The organism is Pseudomonas sp. MNR3A (assembly GCF_009650575.1).
GTDB lineage: Bacteria > Pseudomonadota > Gammaproteobacteria > Pseudomonadales > Pseudomonadaceae > Aquipseudomonas > Aquipseudomonas machongensis.
Genome location: NZ_VZZS01000036.1, coordinates 47,477 through 66,816 on the forward strand (window position 1 = coordinate 47,477; position 19,340 = coordinate 66,816).

The window sequence follows — 19,340 nt, forward strand, 5'->3', positions numbered from 1 at the left end:
TGCCCGGCACCCTTACTCAATGGAGAACGAGCATGAGTGCATCTCTGCGTAGCATCGACGGTCAGGACGAAGCCACCATTCTGCGTGAAATCCAGAGCGCGCTGCGCGACCTGCGCTTCGGTGCAGTGGAGATCACCGTGCACAACGCTCAGGTCGTGCAGATCGAGCGCAAGGAGAAATTCCGCCTGCAGCAGCCCGGCAACAAGTCCGGCTGAGTCCGACACATCCAACTAGAAAAAATGCCAATCGGGAGCTTCACCATGTCCATCCGCCGTTATGCGCTCGCCGCTCTGGCCAGTGCCGTTTTTGCCGGTTCCGCCATCGCCAAGGATTACGAACTGCTCAACGTGTCCTATGACCCGACCCGTGAGCTGTACCAGCAGTACAACGCCGAATTCATCAAGCACTGGCAGCAGACGCATCCGGACGACAAGGTGAAGATCCAGCAATCCCACGGTGGCTCGGGCAAGCAGGGCCGCGCGGTAATCGATGGCCTGCGCGCCGACGTGGTGACCCTGGCCCTGGCTGGCGACATCGACGAGATCGCCAAGCTTGGCAAGACCCTGCCGGAAAACTGGCAGACCCGTCTGCCGGACGCCAGCACCCCCTACACCTCGACCATCGTGTTCCTGGTGCGCAAGGGCAATCCGAAAGGCATCAAGGACTGGGGTGACCTGGTCAAGAAAGACGTCTCGGTCATCACTCCGAACCCGAAAACCTCCGGCGGCGCGCGCTGGAACTTCCTCGCCGCCTGGGCCTATGGCCTGAAATCCGGTGGTAGCGAAGCCAAGGCCAAAGAGTACGTGCAGGAGCTGTTCAAGCACGTACCGGTGCTGGATACCGGCGCCCGCGGCTCCACCATCACCTTCGTCAACAACGGCCAGGGCGATGTCCTGCTGGCCTGGGAAAACGAAGCCTTCCTGGCACTGAAGGAAGACGGTGGCAGCGACAAGTTCGAGATCGTCGTGCCGTCGCTGTCGATCCTCGCCGAACCGCCAGTGGCGGTGGTCGACAAGAACGCCGAGAAGAAGGGCAACACCGAGATCGCCACCGAATACCTGAAACACCTGTACAGCCCTGCTGGGCAGAAGATCGCTGCGGAAAACTTCTACCGTCCGCGTGACGAGAAAGTCGCCGCCGAATTCGCCAAGCAGTTCCCGAAACTTGACCTGGTGACTATCGACAAGGACTTCGGTGGCTGGAAAACTGCTCAGCCGAAGTTCTTCAACGACGGCGGTGTGTTCGACCAGATCTACCAGGCGCAGTAAGGCCCGAGGACAGCGGGGCCGCTCCTGCAGGGGAACGCGATCCCTGCAGGAGCGGCCTTGTGCCGCGAATGGGCTGCGCAGCAGCCCCAGGATTCAAAAGTTTGCACCGGCCCGGGATCCTTCCGGGCCAAGTGCGTTCAACCAGGGATATTTATGTCACGTCGCATCTCCCCCGTCATACCCGGCTTCGGGCTGACGCTGGGCTACACCTTGGTGTACCTCAGCCTGATCGTGCTGATACCGCTGGCGGCCATGTTCATTCATGCCTCGCAGCTTACCTGGGAGCAGTTCTGGAACATCATCAGTGCACCGCGGGTCATCGCGGCGCTCAAGCTGAGTTTCGGTACCGCCCTGTTCGCCGCCATCATCAATGGCGTGATCGGCACCCTGCTGGCCTGGGTGCTGGTGCGCTACACCTTCCCCGGGCGCAAGATCATCGAAGCGATGATCGACCTGCCGTTCGCCCTGCCCACCGCCGTCGCCGGTATCGCCCTGACTGCCCTGTACGCACCTGCGGGCTGGGTCGGCCAGTTCGCCACCGACCTGGGCTTCAAGATCGCCTACACCCCGCTGGGCATCACCCTGGCCCTGACCTTCGTCACGCTGCCGTTCGTGGTGCGTACGGTGCAGCCGGTGCTGGCGGACATCCCGCGTGAGGTCGAGGAGGCCGCCGCCTGCCTGGGCGCCAAGCCGTTGCAGGTGTTCCGCCATGTGCTGGCGCCGGCACTGCTGCCGGCCTGGCTGACCGGCTTCGCCCTGGCATTCGCCCGGGGCGTGGGCGAGTACGGTTCGGTGATCTTCATCGCCGGCAACATGCCGATGAAGACCGAGATCCTGCCGTTGCTGATCATGGTCAAGCTCGACCAGTACGACTACACCGGCGCCACGGCCATCGGCGTGCTGATGCTGGTGGTTTCCTTCATCCTGCTGCTGCTGATCAACTTGCTTCAGCGGCGCATCGAAACCCCTTGAAGGAGGCCCGGTCATGTCTTCGTCATCCATAACTGCAAGCTCCGCCGCCAATGCCGCCCGCCGTGGCAGCGCCACCTCGCGCCGTGTACTGATCGGCCTTGGCTGGCTGGTGTTCGCGCTGTTCCTGCTGCTGCCGCTGGTGATCGTGGTGTCCCAGGCGCTGAAGAATGGCTTCGGCACCTTCTTCGAGGCGATCTTCGAGCCTGACGCGCTTTCGGCGCTCAAGTTGACGCTGCTCGCGGTGGTCATCTCGGTGCCGCTGAACCTGGTGTTCGGCGTCAGCGCCGCCTGGTGCGTGAGCAAGTACAGCTTCCGCGGCAAGAGCGTGCTGGTCACCCTGATCGACCTGCCGTTCTCGGTCTCGCCGGTCATTGCCGGCCTGGTCTATGTGCTGATGTTCGGCGCCCAGGGCCTGCTCGGCCCTTGGCTGCAGGACCACGATATCCAGATCGTCTTCGCCCTGCCGGGCATCGTGCTGGCGACCATTTTCGTCACCGTGCCCTTCGTCGCCCGTGAGCTGATCCCGCTGATGCAGGAGCAGGGCACGCAAGAGGAAGAGGCCGCGCGCCTGCTGGGTGCCAACGGCTGGCAGATGTTCTGGCATGTCACCCTGCCGAACATCAAGTGGGGCCTGATCTACGGCGTGGTGCTGTGTACCGCGCGGGCCATGGGCGAGTTCGGTGCGGTGTCGGTGGTCTCCGGCCATATCCGCGGCGTCACCAACACCTTGCCGCTGCATGTGGAGATCCTCTACAACGAGTACAACCATGTCGCGGCCTTCAGCGTGGCCAGCCTGTTGCTGATCCTGGCGCTCTTCATCCTGCTGCTCAAGCAGTGGAGCGAGAACCGTATTAACCGCCTGCGCCACAGCGCAGCGGAGGAATAAGTCATGTCGATCGAAGTTCGTAACGTCAGCAAGCGCTTCAACAGTTTCCAGGCCCTGAACAACATCAACCTGGATATCCACAGCGGTGAGCTGGTCGCGCTGCTCGGCCCCTCCGGCTGCGGCAAGACTACCCTGCTGCGCATCATCGCCGGCCTGGAGACGCCGGATGACGGCAGCATCGTGTTCCACGGCGAGGACGTCTCGGGCCACGATGTGCGCGATCGCAACGTCGGGTTCGTGTTCCAGCACTATGCGCTGTTCCGCCACATGAGTGTGTTCGACAACGTCGCCTTCGGCTTGCGCATGAAACCCAAGGGCGAACGCCCGAGCGAGAGCAAGATCGCCGAGAAGGTCCATGAGTTGCTGAACATGGTCCAGCTCGACTGGCTCGCCGACCGCTATCCCGAGCAGTTGTCGGGGGGCCAGCGCCAGCGTATCGCCCTGGCCCGTGCCTTGGCGGTGGAGCCGAAGGTGCTGCTGCTCGACGAGCCGTTCGGCGCCCTCGATGCCAAGGTGCGCAAGGAGCTGCGCCGCTGGCTGGCGCGGTTGCACGAGGATATCAACCTGACCTCGGTGTTCGTCACCCACGATCAGGAAGAGGCCATGGAAGTGGCCGACCGCATCGTGGTGATGAACAAGGGCGTGATCGAACAGATCGGCTCGCCGGGCGAGGTGTACGAGAAACCGGCCAACGACTTCGTCTACCACTTCCTCGGCGATTCCAACCGCCTGGCCTTGAGCGAGGGCAACCATGTGCTGTTCCGTCCTCACGAGGTGTCGCTGTCGCGCCATGAGACCGAGGGCCACCACGCTGCCGAAGTCCGCGACATTCGCCCGCTGGGCGCGACCACCCGAGTGACGCTGAAGGTCGAGGGGCAGAGCGAGCTGATCGAGGCCGAAGTGGTCAAGGACCACGACAGCCTGACCGGGCTTGCGCGCGGCGAGACTCTGTTCTTCCGGCCGAAGGTCTGGCAGAAGGTGGCGGATATCTAAGCTGCCGTGTGCATGAAGAACCCGGGTTTGCAGCCCGGGTTTTTTATTGCCTGGGCGAAGGTTGGGGCTGCTGCGCAGCCCTCCGCGAGTAAATCCCCTCCCACAGGCTCCCCCTCGGCTTCAAGGACAGCGCTGTGCCTGTAGGAGCGGGCTTGCCCGCGAAGGGCCGCGCAGCCCTCGCCGGATTTCGATACCTTCCACGAATATTTTGCATGCCGCACGTGCATGATTTTCCCCGTGCATCGTTACAGCCCTTGTGCCACGCGGCTTTGCGGGAACCCCTGAAATCTTATATTCGATAAAGGAATAGCTTTAATTTTAAACATTACTTTCAGAGATAAGCCTCTGGAATGGATGATTCAGCCACGAGGACCGGCCAAGGTCCGAAGACCTGCATCACGTTTCCAGGAGTCGATTCAATGGGTAATGTCCAGACGGCCGCGAGGGCCTACGACCAGCCATGGCGCCCGGCCCCGGGCGACCTGGTCGAGCTTGGACGCACGCTTCGCCTGCCGCTGGCGCAGCTGCGCCTGCAGCGCACGCCGGTCAGTGGTCTCAAGCGTCGCGACAAGCTGGCGCTGGGGTTGCTGGTGCTGGTCCTGCATGGCGCTGCGGCCTACTGGGTCAGTCAGCGACCAACCCCCGAGCTGCCGGTGATTCCGCCAGAGATTCCGCCGATGACCATCGAGTTCGCCGCCCCGGCGCCGCCGGTCGTCGAGCCGCCACCGCCTGTGCCTGTGGTCGAGCCGCCACCGCCACCACCGCCGGTGGTCGATGAGCTGGCTGCCAAGCCTGCACCGAAGCCGGTACCTAAACCAAAACCGGTGCCAAAGCCCGTACCCAAGCCGCAGCCCAAACCGGTCGAGGCGCCACCACCGGCACCGACCCCAGCGCCTGCACCGCCTGCTCCGGCACCTGCACCACCAGCACCGGCACCGGTCACGCCCGCTTCAGCCAACGCCGCGTACCTGAAGAACCCGGCGCCGGAATACCCGCAACTGGCCCAGCGCCGTGGATGGGAAGGCACCGTGTTGTTGCGGGTGGAGGTACTGCCTAGCGGCAAGCCGGGGCAGATCCAGATCCAGAAGACCAGCGGCCGCGATGCCCTGGATGCTGCCGCGCTCGCTGCGGTGAAGCGCTGGAGCTTCGTGCCGGCCAAGCAGGGTGACGTGGCCCAGGTGGGCTGGGTCAGCGTCCCGATCGATTTCAAGCTTCGTTAACTCGCGCCATCGAACCGAACATAGGAAGACTTCATCATGAGCCTGTTGGCATCCCCTCTCGAATCCGTTGAAAGCGCCGTCATCTGGCTGCTGGTTGGTTTTTCCGTGGTCACCTGGGCGTTGGCCCTGGTCAAGGTCGTGCAGTTCGTGCGGCTGAAGAACCAGGACAAGCGCTTCCATGCCCAGTTCTGGGCCGCTTCAAGCCTCGACTCGGCGGCCGAGATCAGCCACGAGCAGCCAGGCCCTGCGGCCCGCGTCGCCCAGGCCGGTTATGCTGCCATCGCCGTGGGCGAGCCGGGCCAGGCGGCCGACCTGAGCCATGCGATCAATCATCAGGACCGCCTCGAGCGCGCCCTGCGCCAGCAGATCGTGCGTGAGCGTCGTTCGCTGGAAACCGGCCTGGCCGTGGTCGCCAGTATTGGCAGCACCTCGCCGTTCATCGGTCTGTTCGGCACGGTGTGGGGCATCATGGAAGCGCTCAAGGGCATCAGCGCTGCCGGTTCCGCCAGCCTGGAAACCGTGGCCGGCCCGATTGGCGCGGCGCTGGTCGCTACGGGCGTGGGTATCGCCGTCGCGGTGCCGGCGGTGCTGGTCTACAACTACTTCCTGCGTCGCCTCAAGCTGACCGCTGCCGACCTCGACGACTTCGCCCACGACTTCTACAGCCTGGCGCAGAAGAGTGCCTTCCGCGTCCTGGTTCACCCGACCCTGCAAAAAGCCCAGGCCGGTTTCGGCCAGCCGGTGAAGGAGGCTTCCTGACATGGCGTTCTCGACCCAGGACAGCGATGAAGTCCTCAGTGAAATCAACGTCACACCGTTGGTGGACGTCATGCTGGTGCTGCTGGTGGTGTTCATCGTCACCGCGCCGCTGCTGACCAACGCCATCCCGATCAACTTGCCCAAGACCGAGGCCGTCGCGCCGGTGGAGCAGAAAGACCCGTTGGTGGTGAGCATCGATGGTGGCGGCAAGCTGTTCATCAACAAGGATGAGATCCAGCCGGACCTGCTGGAAACCAACCTCAAGGCGGCCAGGGAAAAGGACGCGGATGTGCGTGTACAGCTGCAGGCTGACGATGGCGTCAACTACGGCGAAGTGGCGCGAGCGATGGCGGCCATCGAACGTGCCGGGATCAGCAAGCTGGCGGTGATCACCGCGCGTTGATCGGCAACACCCTCTTCAGGCAAGTGCTTCAGGGCCATTTCTCTTGGCAGGGGATGGCCCTTTTTTTATGCACTTCCCTGTAGGAGCGGGCTTGCCCCGCGATGGCGTCCGCGCAGGCGACGATGTTGCCCAGGCGGACGTCATCGCGGGGCAAGCCCGCTCCTTCAAAGGGGCGTGCAATTACCTTGATTATGGTTATTAATAAATAGCTTCTTATTCCTTTACGAATATAACTGCCTCCCTATACTTGGTTCCCAAGCACGCAAACTTCCAAGGAGGCGTCCCCATGCGCAATGAGTCGATTCGTTACCTGATTGTGCCGGGCTGGCAAGGATCGCCAGACAATCATTGGCAAAGCCACTGGCAGCGCAGCCTGCCCAACAGCGCCCGGGTCGAGCAGCAAGATTGGCTCACCCCGCAGCGGCGCGACTGGGTGCAGGCGCTCGAGCAGGCGATTGCCGCCGAACGCTCGCCGGTGATCCTCATCGCCCACAGCCTGGGCTGCATCACCGTCGCCCACTGGGCCGCGCAGGCCAGCCCTGCGCTGCTGCGCCGGGTGCGAGGGGCGCTGCTGGTGGCGCCAGCGGACGTCGAACGGCCGACCTGCGCGCCGGCCTTGCGCAACTTTGCGCCCATCCCGCTGCACACGCTGCCGTTCCCCAGCCAGGTGGTCAGCTCGGACAACGATCCGGCCGTCAGCGTGCCGCGTGCACTGTACCTGGCCAAGGCCTGGGGGGCGGAAGCGGGGCTGTTGAGCAATGCCGGGCACATCAACGTCAAATCCGGTCACGAGCGCTGGGAACAGGGCTTCGCTTATCTGTACCGCCTGCAAGGCCGGATCGAGCAGCGCTCACTGCGCCGCGCCTGACCTGGTCTTTCAACCGATTCGCTGACTCCCCGGTCGCCTGCGGCCGGGGCGGGAGTTTTCCATGAGTTTCAACAATCCCTTCGGCCAGCCGCTGCTGACGTTCCCCGAGCTGGACAAGAGCCCGCTGAGTATCCGTGCCAAGGCGCTGGTATTCGTCGATGCACGTTCGCAGCAACTGCGCGAAGCGCTCGAACGCCTGGCGCCGCAACCGCTGCCGGTGCTGATCCGTGGTGAGACCGGCACCGGCAAGGAGCTGCTGGCAAGGCAGATCCATCGCGCCAGCGATCGCGCGGGGCTGTTCGTCTCGGTCAATTGCGCAGGCATCAGCCACACCTACGCCGATGCCGAGCTGTTCGGCTACAGCGCCGGTACCCATGGCGGCACGGCCAGCAGTCGCGCAGGCTGGTTCGGTTCGGCCAATGGCGGCACCTTGTACCTGGACGAGATTGCCGACCTGCCGCTGGCCATCCAGGGCAAGCTGCTGGCGGCCCTGGAGAACCGCGAGGTCACCCGGGTCGGCGCCCAGCAGCCACAGGCCGTGGATGTGCGCCTGGTAGCCGCTTCCAGCATCGACCTGGCCCAGGCAGTGCGTGCCGGGCGCTTCAACGAGCGGCTGTACCTCTATCTGCGCGAGGGCGAACTGGAGCTGCCAGCGCTGCGCCAGAGAGTCGGGGACATCCTGCCGCTGGCCGAATACTTCGTCGGCATCTACAGCGTGCGCCTGGAACGCAGCGTGCCGCTGATCAGCGAAGCGGCGCAGCAAGCGCTGGAAGCCCATGCCTGGCCCGGCAACACCCGCGAGCTGGAGAACGTCATCCACTTTGCCCTGCTGGTGGCCGAGGGCGATGAAATCCTCCCGCAGCATCTGGACCTGCCCGAGCGCGCGCCCCTGACCCGTCTGGCCAGCCAACTCGCGCAACTGGGGCGCAGCCGTGAGCCAGGTACGCTTGCCGCCTTGCGCGAATTGCTGGAGCGAAGCCTGGTAGAACTGAACGCATCCGCGGGCTAGAGCGGTTGCCGGTTGTTCATAAGCAAAGCGGGTGATGGCTTTTTGTTTTTGGAATAAGCAGCGAATCAAAAGATATTGTTAGGGCATAAAAAATCCCGGTATCGTCCGCTCCACGCCCACTGTCGAGACGGTGTGGCACCTGACTTCGCCATCGTCGATGGCCCCAGCTTGATAACAAGGATCACCATGAAAAAGACCCTGCTGACGACTGCCCTCGCCGCTGCCCTGTCGCTGTCCGGCCTGGCTCACGCCGCCGAAAAACTGGTGGTAGCCGCCACGCCGGTGCCACACGCCGAAATCCTTGAGCTGATCAAGCCCACCCTGGCCAAGGAAGGTGTGGACCTGCAGATCAAGGTCTTCACCGACTACGTGCAGCCGAACGTGCAGGTCGACCAGAAGCGCCTGGACGCCAACTACTTCCAGACGCTGCCGTACCTGAAGAACTTCAACGAAGGCAAGGGTACCCACCTGGAAACTGTGATCGGCGTGCACGTCGAGCCGTTCGGTGGCTACTCGAAGAAGGTCAAGAGTCTGTCGGAGCTCAAGGAAGGCGCCACCGTGGCTATTCCGAACGAGGGCAGCAACAGTGGTCGCGCCCTGCTGCTGCTGCAGAAGGCCGGCCTGATCACCCTGAAGGATCCGAAGAACGCCCTGGCAACGCCGAAAGACATCGCCGAGAACCCGAAGAAACTGAAGTTCCGCGAGCTCGAGTCGGCCATGCTGCCGCGCGTGTTGGACCAAGTCGACCTGGACATGATCAACACCAATTACGCGCTGGAGGCGGGGCTGAACCCGGCCAAGGATGCGCTGGTGATCGAGGGCAGCGACTCGCCTTACGTGAACTTCCTGGTCGCGCGTCCTGACAACAAGAACAGCGACGCCATCCAGAAGCTGGCCAAGGCCCTGACCAGCCCTGAAGTGAAAGCCTTCATCGAGAAGAAGTACCAAGGTGCGGTGCTGCCGGCGTTCTGATTTGCCCGGTTAGTGCTTCACATGAAAACGCCGACACTGCTGTGTCGGCGTTTTCGTTTGGAAACCGAAACCTTCAACGCTGCCCGGCAAGCGCCTTACGCAGTGCCAGCAACCACTGAAGTTGTTCATTCGAAACGGGCGTGCTTGGGCTGTTCATTGTTGTCGTCCCTGTGGGCCTGGCTGGCCGATCAGTCTGAAGTCCTTTTGAGAGGTATTTCGAAGGAAAGATCCGTGGCAGATGTATGAAATTTCCGGTTAGCCCGTCGGGTGATATCAATATGCAATAAAGGTATTTAGAGAAAGATTTTTATGCCTTTAGAGTCTACCCATCGTGCTTACCCGCACACCCCTTTTCATCGTCCACGACGCTGAGCCAACCTCGCGTCGAGCCCGGAACCTTGCCCATGTCGTACCTCCGTGACCCTGTGTCGAGGCGTTATCCATGACCTTCGACACTGCCTTCATGCTTAGCACACTCCCGGCATTCCTCAAGGCCGTTGGCGTCACCCTGCAGGTCGGGCTGATCGCCATCGCCACCTCGCTGCTGGTCGCCGTGTTCAATGCCGCCGTACTGGTGTTTCGCACCCCCTACCTGTGGCGGCTGGTCAAAGGCTACGTAGAGCTGGCGCGCAACACGCCGCTGCTGATCCAGTTGTTCTTCGTCTATTTCGCATTGCCGACCCTGGGTTTGAAAGTATCCGGCTTCGCTGCGGCGATCATCACCATGACCTTCATGGGCGGCGCCTACCTCACCGAGGTGCTGCGGGCGGGTGTCGAAGCGGTGCCACGGGCGCAGCTGGAGTCCGGACGATCCATCGGCTTGTCCGAGGGCCAGTTGCTGCGCCACGTGATCCTGCCCCAGGCCGGCATCCTCAGCTTGCCGGCGCTGTTCGCCAACTTCATCTTCCTGCTCAAGGAAACCACCGTGGTCTCGGCGGTAGCCGTGCCGGAAATCCTCTACACCACCAAGAACTACATCGCCCTGTACTACAAGACCTACGAGATGCTCGCAGTGCTGACGTTGCTCTGCGTGCTGCTGTTCCTGCCGCTGTCGCTCCTGCTGCGCCACCTGGAAAGGAGGTTGCAACATGGCCAGTTCGGCAATTGAGCTGCTGCTGGTGTCCTTGCCGCAACTGGCCAAGGGCGCCGGACAGACCCTGGCGATCTCGGCCTTGGGCATCGTTTTCGCCACCCTGGGCGGTGTGCTCTATGGCGTGCTGGCCACGTTGGGCAAGCGTGCGGTGAACATCGCCTTGCAGGTCTACCTGGAGCTGTTTCGTGCAATACCGGTGCTGGTCTGGTTGTACCTGGTGTTCTTCGGGTTGCCGATCTTCTTTTCGCTGAGCATCCCCAGCTTCTGGTGCGCGGTGCTGGTGCTGGGGCTGTGGGGCGCCAGCGAGGTGGGCGAGGTGGTACGCGGGGCGCTGGCTTCGCTGCCGCGCGGCCAGCGCGAGGCGGGGCTGTCGATCGGTCTTTCGGGCCTGCAGTTGTATGGGCACGTGCTGTTGCCGCAGGCGCTCAAGCGCATGACGCCACCCACCATCAATATCTACACACGGATCGTCAAGACCAGCTCGCTTGCCGTGCTGATCGGCGTCGTCGACGTCATCAAGGCCGGCCAGCAGATCATCGAGCGCACCTACGAGTCGGTGCTGATCTACGGCGTGTTGTTCCTGTTCTTCTTTTTCATCTGCTACCCGCTTTCCGCCGCTTCGCGCGCGCTGGAACGCCGCTGGGCCCACTCATGAGCGCATTGATCGAATTCCAGGGTTTCAACAAGTTCTTCGGCGAGCACCAGGTGCTCAAGGATGTCGACCTGCAGGTTCAGGCCGGTGAAGTGGTGGTGATTCTCGGCCCCAGTGGCTGCGGCAAGAGCACCTTGCTGCGTTGCCTGAACGGTCTGGAGGACGCCCATGGCGGTAGCCTGCGCCTCGATGGCCAGGAGCTGCTGGGCCCCGGCACCGACTGGCGCCAGGTCCGCCAACGGGTGGGCATGGTGTTCCAGAGCTATCACCTGTTCGGCCACATGAGCGTGATCGACAACCTGCTGCTCGGCCCGCTCAAGGTGCAGAAGCGCGAGCGCACCGAAGCCCAGGCGCAGGCCGAGGCGTTGCTGGCGCGGGTGGGGTTGCTGGACAAGCGGGACGCCTTCCCCCGGCAGTTGTCGGGTGGCCAGCAGCAGCGCATCGCCATCGTTCGTTCGCTGTGCATGAACCCGCAGGTGATGCTGTTCGACGAGGTCACCGCAGCCCTGGACCCAGAGATGGTCAAGGAGGTGCTGCTGGTGATCCAGGGCCTGGCCCGGGACGGCATGACCCTGCTCATCGTCACCCACGAAATGGCCTTCGCCCGTGCGGTGGCCGACCGTATCGTGTTCATGGAGGCCGGCAGGATCCTTGAACAGAGCGACCCCGAGAGCTTCTTCAGCCAACCGCGGACCGCACGCGCGCAGCAGTTCCTGGACAAATTCTCCTTCGTCGAAAGCCTGCCGAAGACACTACACAAGGAACTGTCATGAAAACTGCCCACTTCACCAAACTGCTGGCGCCGCTGTTCGGCCTGGCCTTGCTGGCCGGTTGCGACAAACCCGCGGAGCCGGGCAAGTCGGCTGCGGCGACGTCTGCACCGTCCACCAGCTACCTGGAAACCATCAAGGCCCGCGATAAGCTGATCGTCGGCGTCTTCACCGACAAGCCGCCGTTCGGCTTCGTCGACGAGAGCGGTCGCTACGTGGGCTTCGACACCGACATCGGTCGTCGCTTCGCCAAGGACCTGCTCGGCGACGAGAACAAGGTCGAGTTCGTGGCCGTGGAACCGGCCAGCCGCATCCCGTTCCTGCAGAGCGACAAGGTCGACCTGATCCTCGCCAACATGACCGTCACCCCGGAGCGCAAGGAAGCGGTCGATTTCACCAACCCCAACCTGCGTGTGGCGGTGCAGGCCATCGTGGCCGATGGCAGCCCGGTGAAAGCCCTCGATGACCTGGCCGACAAGACCATCATCGTCACTACCGGCACCACCGCCGATATCTGGCTGACCAGGAACCACCCGGATTGGAAGCTGCTCAAGTTCGAGAAGAACAGCGAATCGCTGCAGGCCCTGGCCAATGGTCGTGGCGATGCCTATGCCCAGGACAACCTGATCCTGTTCAGCTGGGCCAAGCAGAACCCAGGCTACCGCGTGTTGCCAGAATTGCTGGGTGATGAGGCGCCGATCGCCCCGGCGGTGAAGAAGGGCAACACCGAGCTGCGTGACTGGGTCAATGCCGAGCTGGCCAAACTGGGTGAGGAGAAATTCCTGCTCAAGCTGTATGACCAGTACGTGCGCAAGGAGCTGAGCGATGACACCAAGCCTGAGAGCGTGATCGTCGAAGGCGGCAAGTGGCAGGGTTGAGCCAGGGTCCAATCGCGGGGCTGCACTGCAGCCCCGGCGATATCAGCGGTTACGCGGCAACCAGTTCAACAGGAACTCATTCACCACCTTCGGGTTCTCCAGGCTGGAGATATGCCCTGCGAATGGAATCTGCGCTGCCAGGCAACCGATGATCCGTGCCATTTCGTTGCTTTCGGCAGGCGGACGCGGGATGTCCTGGTCGCCGCAGACCACGATGGTCCGCTCTGCCGGCAACTCGCCCAGGCGGCCCAGCAGGTCAGGGCGTCCGAAAATCACCCGCCCCATCGGGTCGAGGCTCTGGCGAATGGCCTCGGCACTGCTGGCCTTGAGGGCGGCGCGGAACTGCTCGCGAACTTCCGGCACCGTCTGGCCGCCGGCATGGAAGAAGATCGGCACCACGATGTCGAGCAGTGGGTCAGGGAAGAACCCTGCGCCGCTGGCAGCATCCAGCAGGCCGAAGTACTTCAGGCGCGTTGCTTCAGGTTCGGCGCCGAGGTAGGTATCCATCAGCACGATGCGGTCAACCCGTTCCGGGTGCTCGATCGCCAGCTCAGCACCCCACATGCCGCCGACCGACAGGCCGACCAGATGGCATTTGTCGATGCCCAGTGCGTCGAGAAACGCCAGGTGCTGGCGTGCCAGCGCGCTCATGTCGGTGGTGGTGGCTGGCGGTGCCTCGGAGTCGCCATGGCCCCAGAGCTCGGGCACCAGCACGCGGAAGTGTTTCGACAGCGCATCGATCTGCGGTTGCCACATCGCGGCAGACCACAGATAGCTATGGCCCAGCAGCACCGGGAAGCCCTGGCCCTGGTCGACGTAGCTCATGCGGGCGCCGTCGATTTCGATGAAGTGCTTTTGCATGAGGAAGGCTCTTGGAAGAAAGGGGCGCTCAGGTTACCTGTTCGCAGTGTGAAGGGTTGTGAAACCGGTCATGTTCGGGCTGCGCCTGTGGTGATCTTTTCGCGGGCACGTCGGCGCGACGAATCGCCGCTCGCGCAGACGTGCACCGCCGATGTCCACGGCTCACTGTCCCGGCGGCACCAAGCGCAAGGTGCTGCGCGCGGGAATCACCCCCATCTGCGCCTTGTGATACCGCCCCTGCACATAATCCTCGGCCTGGTCCGAATAGTGCCGGTCGAACGGTACGCCACTCTGGCCTACAGGGTTGATTGTCAGCGCTTGCCCGGCATCGGCGAAGTCGATCAGGCGTCGGGTCGAAGGCCCGTAGTTCACCGGCCAGGGCGCTGGGCCGATCTTCGCCGACAGGTTGTTCGGCACTTCGTGGGTGCCCGGTGCGGCAAAGGGGCCGACATTGAACAGCAGGTTCAACGGTTTCTGCTGGCCCAGCGGGTGGTTGTGGGTGAGGGTGTGGGCTTTGCCCCATTGCCAGTCCGCCGGGTCGTTGCCGTACAGCTCGCGCAGATGCGCCAGGCTGCGTTGCCAGGCCTGACGGACGATGGCGGTGCGGTCGGTACGGTCGTGGCCGCCGCGCAGGTTCCACCAGGGGGAGTCGGCGTCGGCCGCCAGGCGCGGTAGCGCAGCGTCGATGGCACGGGTGCTGATCAGCACCTTGAACCAGGTGTCGCCCAGCTCGTCATGCAGGGCGGCGAACGCCAGTTCGTAGAGGAACTGGTTGAACAGCGTGGCGCTGGTCGAATCCAGCGGGTAGTCGCCGCGCCATGCGGCCAGCTGTTCGACCAGCTCCTTCTGCTCGTCACCCTCGGCGATCGCACGCAGGGTATTCAGCAGCGGCGCCAAGGTACGAGGGCCGTAGTCGGTGCTGGTGTCCAACTGCAGCGTCTGGCTGTTCTGCACATCCCATTTGACCTGCGGGTCGGCCAGTCGACGATCCAGCTGGCGGCCACGGTCGGGCAGGTTGTAATAGCCGGGAATCGGGATGGCGGCCGGCGGCTGGTAGTTGGCCGAGACAATGTAGCCGCTGGGCGGGTTCTCCTGCTGGGGATTGGCGCTGAAGGGGTAGAAGCCGAGCTTGTCGGCCTGGTGGGTACTGCCGTCGAGAATGAACGCCGGGTTGACCCCGTCTGGACGAATGGGTAACTGCGCCGAGGCCCACCAGCCGATGTCACCGCGAGCGTTGGCCCATACCAGGTTCAGCCCCGGTGCCTGGATCTTCGCTGCGGCCTCGCGCATCTTGCCCAGGGTGTCGGCGCGGTTGACCTGGTAGAAGGCGTCGAGAATAGGGTTTTCGGTTTCCAGGAACGCCCACCACATGGCAATGGGGGTTTGCCCTGCGGTTTCGCCGAGTACATCGTTGACGATCGGCCCGTGGGGCGAACGGCGCAGGTTGATGGTCACCGGCGCTTCGCCCTTGACCGCGATCTGTTGCTCGGTCGTCTCCAGCGCACGCCACTGGCCATCGACCATGACCTGGTTGGCGTCGGCGGGATTGGTCTTCTCGGCGATCAGGTCGACGTCGTCGTTCTGGAACATGGTCAGGCTCCAACCGAAATCACGATTGTGACCGAGCAGGGCGAAGGGGTTCAGCGCCTGGAAATAGCCGTAGAGGTTGAAGCCCGGGGCCGATAGCTCGGCCTCATACCACACCGCCGGTACTGCGAAGCCGATATGCGGGTCGCCCGCCAGCAGGGGGCTACCACTGCGGGTATGGCTGCCCGCGACGACCCAGGCGTTGCTGCCTTCGAACTGCGGGATGCCGGCGTCGCCGAGCGCCTGGTGGCTGAGCTGGGCCAGGCCTTCGAGGGTGCGCCAGTCACTGGCGGCAAGGGCCGGGCGCAGAGCGCCATCGGGCTGCCAGTCGAGGTCGAAGATCTTCAGATACTCGGGGCCGAGCTGGTCACGAATGTAGGTCAGCGCAGGCTCGGTGCGGAAGGCTGCGGCAAAGCTGTAGGCCAGGTAGCCGGCGATGCTCAGGGTGTCTTCGGCAGTGAAGGGCCGTTCAGCGATGCCGAGGACGTCGAACTCCACCGGCTTGGGATGGTTGGCCTGCCAGCTGTTCACGCCTTCCAGGTAGGCCTGCAATGCGAGCCAGGACGGTGACTGGTGATCCAGGCGCTCGACCATCCGCGCCGCCTGCTCGCGGATGCGCAGGCTGCGAAACAGGGTGTCGGTGGGCACCAGCTTGCTGCCCAGCACTTCGGCCAGCTCACCCCGTGCCAGGCGGCGCACCAGTTCCATCTGGAACAGCCGGTCCTGGGCGTGCACATAGCCCAGGGCACGGTACAGGTCGGGCTCGTTCTGCGCCTGCAGATGCGGCACTCCGCGTTCGTCATAGCGCACGCTGACCGGTGCGCTCAAGCCGGTGATAGCCACTTCGCCTTCGCGCTGCGGCAGTTTGCCGTGCACGTACCAGTACGCGCCGGCGGCGGCCATGGCCAGGACGACGGCAAGCAGAGTGAGGCTGCGCTTCATAGAATTCCTTATGCCATTGGGGAGGCGGCGATGAGCTTAAAGCGCACTGAGAATAGCTTGCTCGAGCCGGTGATCGTCAATCTCGAGCCTGAGGTCAGGCCTACCGGAAAATCTTCGCGTCGCGCATGGCTTCCTCGGCAAGGGTGCGACGGTTGGCGATCAGCCGGCCGAGCATCTCTTCGACCTGGCTGATCTGTCGTTCGAGCTGTTCCTGGCGGCGGTTGCGCTCCCAGCTGCGGGTTTGCAGCTGCTTGAGCTTTGCTCGGCGGCTGGACAGCTCGCGGCAGGCTCGTTCGAGGCGATGAGCCCGCTCATGCGTGACAGCAACCGTGGAGAAGAGGCAAGCCTGCAGGTCGCGCTGATAGTTGACCAACAGCGTGTCAACGGCATCGATCTGCTGTTGCAGGCGCTGCAAGGTGTTCATGCCGCTCGAAGGGCCCGCTAGTTCGCTGATGGCGCGCTCCAGCTGTTCCTCCAGGTGCTCGGGGGACCGCTGGAAGGCGACGACGGCATAGCTGCTGTCGCTGGAGGAAGATGGGCTGACGATATGTTCGCGCAGGCTGAGCCTTGTCACCGGGTAGTTCAGGGATATCTGATGCTGGCCCCAGAGCAACTCGATGTGGTCCTGATCTTCGTTCGTCAGGGGGGGAGAAGAGCGAGCGAAGACAGGTGCCATGGCGTTTTCCTTAAGCGGTAGGCCAATACGCTAAGGGGCTGGTATGTGCGCGACGTCATAAATATCTACCGCTGCTGATCTTTCCGCCATGGGCAATAGCACCCGCTGGCCAGGGCATTGGAGGCCTGTACCCGGCGCCCTTGCAGCAGCGCCCGGATGACGGGTTCGATGAAGCTGTTGCTCGAGTTGCACACCGCGCCTTCGCTATAGGGGCCGAAGTAGGCGAGCTGCCCCTGTCGATCCCAGATCGCCACTGCCGGAGAGGCGGGCAGGTGTTCGCTGCCCGGCAGCTCGCGGATCGGCTGCAGGGCGCCAAGGTTGGCGGGAAGCTGGCCGTGGCTGCCGGGCTTTTGCAGTACATGGAAGGTTACACCCTGCGCGGCGAACTGCTCGATGAGTTCGGCCAGGTGTTGCTGGTTGCCGACGTTGCAAGGGCAGGTGGGGTCCCAGAAGTGCACGACGCGGATCGGGCCAGGGCCTGCGAGCTCGGCGGGCAGTTGCAACTGGCTACCGTCGAACAGCGTGGCCTGGTCGTCGAACTGGCGCAGGTAGCGCGACTGGAAGCTGTCGTAGGCCCACCACAGCAAGGCGGCGCAGAGCAGGGTGGCGAGCAGCGTGGTGAGGGTTTTCATCGGTAGTCCGCAACGTTGCACCGGGCTTTTTCGCGGGCTTGCCCGCCAAGAGCGCGTCTGGGTGCATGACAAAGACAAGAAGACGCCAGCTTGCCATGGCCGGGCACAGAGCTGAATATCGCAGATCAATACTCGCGCCACTCTGGATGTACCGATGCCTTCACCCTTCCACCCTGACCTGCTGCGCACCAGCCTTGACGCTCTTGCGGCGCGCCAGCCACTGTCGGCCCAGGCCCTCGACTACCAGCGCTTCTACGGTCTCGACCTGCCCGCACACAGCTGGTTGGGTGGCTTCAGCGTGGCAGGTTTCGACCTGGTCGGGCAGGTGTGGCTGCCGCAAGAACCGGTGGCAACGCTGTTCCTGCTGCATGGCTACTACGACCACATGGGCCTGTACCGCCATGTGATCGCCTGGGCCTTGCAGCAGGGCTTCGCGGTGATTGGCTGCGATCTGCCCGGTCACGGGCTGTCCAGTGGCGAGCGGGCCAGCATCGCCGACTTCGCGATCTACCAGCAGGTGCTCGATGCCCTCTTCGAACAGGCGCGCAGGCTCGACTTGCCACGGCCTTGGCATCTGTGTGGGCAGAGCACGGGTGGAGCCATCGTTGTCGATCATCTGCTGCACTGCGGCGAGCAGAGCCCGGCGGACGGCCAGGTGATCCTGCTGGCGCCGTTGGTGCGACCGCGGGCCTGGCACTGGTCGAAGCTGAGTTATCGGGTGCTGCGCCATTTCGTCGATGGTATCGAGCGACGCTTCAGTGCCAATACCAACGACCCGGCATTTCTTGCGTTTCTCGAGGCCGATCCGTTGCAGCCGCGGCGCCTGCCGACGGCATGGGTGGGGGCGCTGATGGCCTGGATCAAGCGCATCGAGGCGGCGCCGCATAGTCGGCGTCGGCCGCTGATCGTTCAGGGCGAGGCAGACGGCACGGTGGACTGGCCCTACAACCTCAGAGTGCTGAAGGAGAAGTTCGCCGAGCCGCAGATTCTCCTGCTGCCCGAGGCGCGGCATCACCTGGCCAACGAGCTGCCGGATATCCGCCAGCGCTACTTCACCTTTCTCGACCAGCGCCTGCTTACTTGAGGTTGGCGCTGCTCTGGCCCACAGCCAGCCCCGCACGCACCGCGGCCAACGCGGCATTGTAGTAGGCCTTGCCCTCTGCGGATTCGGCGAAAGTGGCGAACGCTTCCAGTTCGTCGTCGGACAGCTCGCGGTAGACGTACAACAACGTGTTGTTCAGGTCTTCGCCAATCTCGTTCATCAAACGTTGGCGCTGACCATCGAGCAGGCCCTGGGCCTGGCCGCCGCCGAACAGGCCGGGAATCATCGAGCTGAGGCTGTCGGCGGCAACCCCGGCGATCGCCAGGCTGACCTCGGCCCCAGCTTCGCGGGCCGGCAGGGCCTGGGCCAGGTGACCGATGGCCAGCAGGCGGTTGTCGCTGGCCTGGATCCTTGGCAGGCCCTTGGCGTTCTTGGCCAATTGGTCCTTGCGCGTGGCCAGCAATTCGGCGGCAACCACCTTGCGTCCCAGCGGCGATTGGAAGAACGCCAGCGCCGGCGCCGGATTCTTAAGGTTGGCGCGCAGTTGGGCCTGGGCACGCTGATCCATCGCCTGGGCCTGGAAGCGTTGGTTGCTGTTGTTGACGAGTGCCTGGTAAACCGCGGGCGGCAGGCTGTTGCGGTAGCGCTGCTGGGCGGCACCGATGGCATCATTGAAGTGGGCGCGCTGGTCGGGCCAGCCGGCGGCCTTGTACAGCTGGTCGAGGCTGTCTGCCCAGACAGGCATGGTGCAGATCATCAGCACAAGCAGGGAAAACAAACGGCGCATTCAGGACTCCTGTCGGCAGGCCGCTATTGTCTGTGGGGTGGTACGCCTTTGTCGAGATATCAGCGCGCTT

Annotated in this window: 21 protein-coding genes; 16 read left to right on the forward strand and 5 right to left on the reverse strand. The window is 63.6% G+C overall.

Going from position 1 to position 19,340, the window contains the following annotated elements:
* Nucleotides 1-32: 32 nt before the first annotated feature.
* From oscA to F6X62_RS23250, 15 genes are all read left to right on the forward strand, one after another.
* Nucleotides 33-215 carry a sulfur starvation response protein OscA gene (oscA, locus tag F6X62_RS23180; RefSeq protein ID WP_016489716.1) on the forward strand — a complete coding sequence of 61 codons (183 nt, stop codon included), beginning with the start codon at nt 33-35 and terminating at the stop codon, nt 213-215.
* Nucleotides 216-260: 45 nt separating this feature from the next.
* A complete protein-coding gene (locus F6X62_RS23185) occupies nt 261-1,268 on the forward strand; it encodes a sulfate ABC transporter substrate-binding protein (protein ID WP_065864011.1) in 1,008 nt (335 codons plus the stop codon).
* 153 nt (nt 1,269-1,421) lie between these two features.
* Nucleotides 1,422-2,240, forward strand: a complete 819-nt coding sequence (gene cysT, locus F6X62_RS23190) for a sulfate ABC transporter permease subunit CysT (protein ID WP_054891099.1) — start codon at nt 1,422-1,424, stop codon at nt 2,238-2,240.
* 13 nt (nt 2,241-2,253) lie between these two features.
* The gene (cysW, locus tag F6X62_RS23195) at nt 2,254-3,126 is read left to right on the forward strand and encodes a sulfate ABC transporter permease subunit CysW (protein ID WP_112899462.1); all 873 of its coding nucleotides are present in this window, start codon (nt 2,254-2,256) and stop codon (nt 3,124-3,126) included.
* A 3-nt stretch (nt 3,127-3,129) separates the two neighbouring features.
* Nucleotides 3,130-4,119, forward strand: coding sequence for a sulfate/molybdate ABC transporter ATP-binding protein (locus tag F6X62_RS23200; RefSeq protein ID WP_054891101.1), 990 nt, complete (start codon nt 3,130-3,132; stop codon nt 4,117-4,119).
* Nucleotides 4,120-4,538: 419 nt separating this feature from the next.
* Nucleotides 4,539-5,339 (forward strand): energy transducer TonB, encoded by an 801-nt coding sequence (locus F6X62_RS23205; RefSeq protein WP_063541728.1) that lies wholly within the window; start codon nt 4,539-4,541, stop codon nt 5,337-5,339.
* A gap of 36 nt (nt 5,340-5,375) precedes the next feature.
* On the forward strand, nt 5,376-6,098 hold the full coding sequence (locus F6X62_RS23210) for a MotA/TolQ/ExbB proton channel family protein (protein WP_054891103.1): 723 nt from the start codon (nt 5,376-5,378) through the stop codon (nt 6,096-6,098).
* A 1-nt stretch (nt 6,099) separates the two neighbouring features.
* Entirely contained in the window at nt 6,100-6,501 is a 402-nt protein-coding gene (locus F6X62_RS23215; RefSeq protein WP_054891104.1) for a biopolymer transporter ExbD, read from the forward strand.
* A gap of 286 nt (nt 6,502-6,787) precedes the next feature.
* On the forward strand, nt 6,788-7,369 hold the full coding sequence (locus F6X62_RS23220; RefSeq protein WP_125931151.1) for an alpha/beta hydrolase: 582 nt from the start codon (nt 6,788-6,790) through the stop codon (nt 7,367-7,369).
* A gap of 61 nt (nt 7,370-7,430) precedes the next feature.
* Nucleotides 7,431-8,378 carry a sigma 54-interacting transcriptional regulator gene (locus F6X62_RS23225; protein WP_065864008.1) on the forward strand — a complete coding sequence of 316 codons (948 nt, stop codon included), beginning with the start codon at nt 7,431-7,433 and terminating at the stop codon, nt 8,376-8,378.
* A 186-nt stretch (nt 8,379-8,564) separates the two neighbouring features.
* On the forward strand, nt 8,565-9,350 hold the full coding sequence (locus tag F6X62_RS23230; RefSeq protein WP_153774827.1) for a MetQ/NlpA family ABC transporter substrate-binding protein: 786 nt from the start codon (nt 8,565-8,567) through the stop codon (nt 9,348-9,350).
* Nucleotides 9,351-9,792: 442 nt separating this feature from the next.
* The gene (locus F6X62_RS23235) at nt 9,793-10,458 is read left to right on the forward strand and encodes an amino acid ABC transporter permease (RefSeq protein ID WP_065864006.1); all 666 of its coding nucleotides are present in this window, start codon (nt 9,793-9,795) and stop codon (nt 10,456-10,458) included.
* Nucleotides 10,439-11,098 carry an amino acid ABC transporter permease gene (locus F6X62_RS23240; protein WP_112899458.1) on the forward strand — a complete coding sequence of 220 codons (660 nt, stop codon included), beginning with the start codon at nt 10,439-10,441 and terminating at the stop codon, nt 11,096-11,098. The genes F6X62_RS23235 and F6X62_RS23240 overlap by 20 nt, the downstream gene beginning before the upstream one ends.
* Nucleotides 11,095-11,868, forward strand: coding sequence for an amino acid ABC transporter ATP-binding protein (locus tag F6X62_RS23245; protein WP_153774828.1), 774 nt, complete (start codon nt 11,095-11,097; stop codon nt 11,866-11,868). The genes F6X62_RS23240 and F6X62_RS23245 overlap by 4 nt, the downstream gene beginning before the upstream one ends.
* Nucleotides 11,865-12,743: a transporter substrate-binding domain-containing protein gene (locus F6X62_RS23250; RefSeq protein WP_153774829.1), complete on the forward strand. Its 879-nt coding sequence runs from the start codon at nt 11,865-11,867 to the stop codon at nt 12,741-12,743. The genes F6X62_RS23245 and F6X62_RS23250 overlap by 4 nt, the downstream gene beginning before the upstream one ends.
* 42 nt (nt 12,744-12,785) lie before the next feature.
* Here the strand turns inward: F6X62_RS23250 and F6X62_RS23255 are convergent, their stop codons facing one another.
* The 4 genes from F6X62_RS23255 to F6X62_RS23270 form a co-directional block, all read right to left on the reverse strand.
* Complete coding sequence (locus tag F6X62_RS23255) at nt 12,786-13,604, reverse strand: alpha/beta fold hydrolase (RefSeq protein WP_153774830.1); 819 nt, start codon at nt 13,602-13,604, stop codon at nt 12,786-12,788.
* Between the two features lie 162 nt (nt 13,605-13,766).
* Entirely contained in the window at nt 13,767-16,133 is a 2,367-nt protein-coding gene (locus tag F6X62_RS23260; RefSeq protein WP_153774831.1) for a penicillin acylase family protein, read from the reverse strand.
* Nucleotides 16,134-16,233: 100 nt separating this feature from the next.
* Nucleotides 16,234-16,809, reverse strand: coding sequence for a hypothetical protein (locus F6X62_RS23265; protein ID WP_153774832.1), 576 nt, complete (start codon nt 16,807-16,809; stop codon nt 16,234-16,236).
* A gap of 65 nt (nt 16,810-16,874) precedes the next feature.
* Nucleotides 16,875-17,441 (reverse strand): DUF6436 domain-containing protein, encoded by a 567-nt coding sequence (locus F6X62_RS23270; RefSeq protein WP_153774833.1) that lies wholly within the window; start codon nt 17,439-17,441, stop codon nt 16,875-16,877.
* A gap of 154 nt (nt 17,442-17,595) precedes the next feature.
* On the opposite strand from F6X62_RS23270, the gene F6X62_RS23275 reads away from it, so the two are divergent.
* Complete coding sequence (locus F6X62_RS23275; protein ID WP_063541707.1) at nt 17,596-18,525, forward strand: alpha/beta hydrolase; 930 nt, start codon at nt 17,596-17,598, stop codon at nt 18,523-18,525.
* Here F6X62_RS23275 and F6X62_RS23280 read toward each other — a convergent pair.
* Complete coding sequence (locus tag F6X62_RS23280) at nt 18,518-19,270, reverse strand: DUF2059 domain-containing protein (protein ID WP_153774834.1); 753 nt, start codon at nt 19,268-19,270, stop codon at nt 18,518-18,520. The two genes, F6X62_RS23275 and F6X62_RS23280, sit on opposite strands and share 8 nt — an antisense overlap.
* Between the last annotated feature and the right edge of the window lie 70 nt (nt 19,271-19,340).

Bases quoted from the DNA above. Each gene is read 5' to 3' on its own strand.
- oscA (WP_016489716.1), top strand. From the start codon at position 33: ATGAGTGCATCTCTGCGTAGCATCGACGGTCAGGACGAAGCCACCATT.
- F6X62_RS23185 (WP_065864011.1), top strand. From the start codon at position 261: ATGTCCATCCGCCGTTATGCGCTCGCCGCTCTGGCCAGTGCCGTTTTT.
- cysT (WP_054891099.1), top strand. From the start codon at position 1,422: ATGTCACGTCGCATCTCCCCCGTCATACCCGGCTTCGGGCTGACGCTG.
- cysW (WP_112899462.1), top strand. From the start codon at position 2,254: ATGTCTTCGTCATCCATAACTGCAAGCTCCGCCGCCAATGCCGCCCGC.
- F6X62_RS23200 (WP_054891101.1), top strand. From the start codon at position 3,130: ATGTCGATCGAAGTTCGTAACGTCAGCAAGCGCTTCAACAGTTTCCAG.
- F6X62_RS23205 (WP_063541728.1), top strand. From the start codon at position 4,539: ATGGGTAATGTCCAGACGGCCGCGAGGGCCTACGACCAGCCATGGCGC.
- F6X62_RS23210 (WP_054891103.1), top strand. From the start codon at position 5,376: ATGAGCCTGTTGGCATCCCCTCTCGAATCCGTTGAAAGCGCCGTCATC.
- F6X62_RS23215 (WP_054891104.1), top strand. From the start codon at position 6,100: ATGGCGTTCTCGACCCAGGACAGCGATGAAGTCCTCAGTGAAATCAAC.
- F6X62_RS23220 (WP_125931151.1), top strand. From the start codon at position 6,788: ATGCGCAATGAGTCGATTCGTTACCTGATTGTGCCGGGCTGGCAAGGA.
- F6X62_RS23225 (WP_065864008.1), top strand. From the start codon at position 7,431: ATGAGTTTCAACAATCCCTTCGGCCAGCCGCTGCTGACGTTCCCCGAG.
- F6X62_RS23230 (WP_153774827.1), top strand. From the start codon at position 8,565: ATGAAAAAGACCCTGCTGACGACTGCCCTCGCCGCTGCCCTGTCGCTG.
- F6X62_RS23235 (WP_065864006.1), top strand. From the start codon at position 9,793: ATGACCTTCGACACTGCCTTCATGCTTAGCACACTCCCGGCATTCCTC.
- F6X62_RS23240 (WP_112899458.1), top strand. From the start codon at position 10,439: ATGGCCAGTTCGGCAATTGAGCTGCTGCTGGTGTCCTTGCCGCAACTG.
- F6X62_RS23245 (WP_153774828.1), top strand. From the start codon at position 11,095: ATGAGCGCATTGATCGAATTCCAGGGTTTCAACAAGTTCTTCGGCGAG.
- F6X62_RS23250 (WP_153774829.1), top strand. From the start codon at position 11,865: ATGAAAACTGCCCACTTCACCAAACTGCTGGCGCCGCTGTTCGGCCTG.
- F6X62_RS23255 (WP_153774830.1), bottom strand. From the start codon at position 13,604: ATGCAAAAGCACTTCATCGAAATCGACGGCGCCCGCATGAGCTACGTC.
- F6X62_RS23260 (WP_153774831.1), bottom strand. From the start codon at position 16,133: ATGAAGCGCAGCCTCACTCTGCTTGCCGTCGTCCTGGCCATGGCCGCC.
- F6X62_RS23265 (WP_153774832.1), bottom strand. From the start codon at position 16,809: ATGGCACCTGTCTTCGCTCGCTCTTCTCCCCCCCTGACGAACGAAGAT.
- F6X62_RS23270 (WP_153774833.1), bottom strand. From the start codon at position 17,441: ATGAAAACCCTCACCACGCTGCTCGCCACCCTGCTCTGCGCCGCCTTG.
- F6X62_RS23275 (WP_063541707.1), top strand. From the start codon at position 17,596: ATGCCTTCACCCTTCCACCCTGACCTGCTGCGCACCAGCCTTGACGCT.
- F6X62_RS23280 (WP_153774834.1), bottom strand. From the start codon at position 19,270: ATGCGCCGTTTGTTTTCCCTGCTTGTGCTGATGATCTGCACCATGCCT.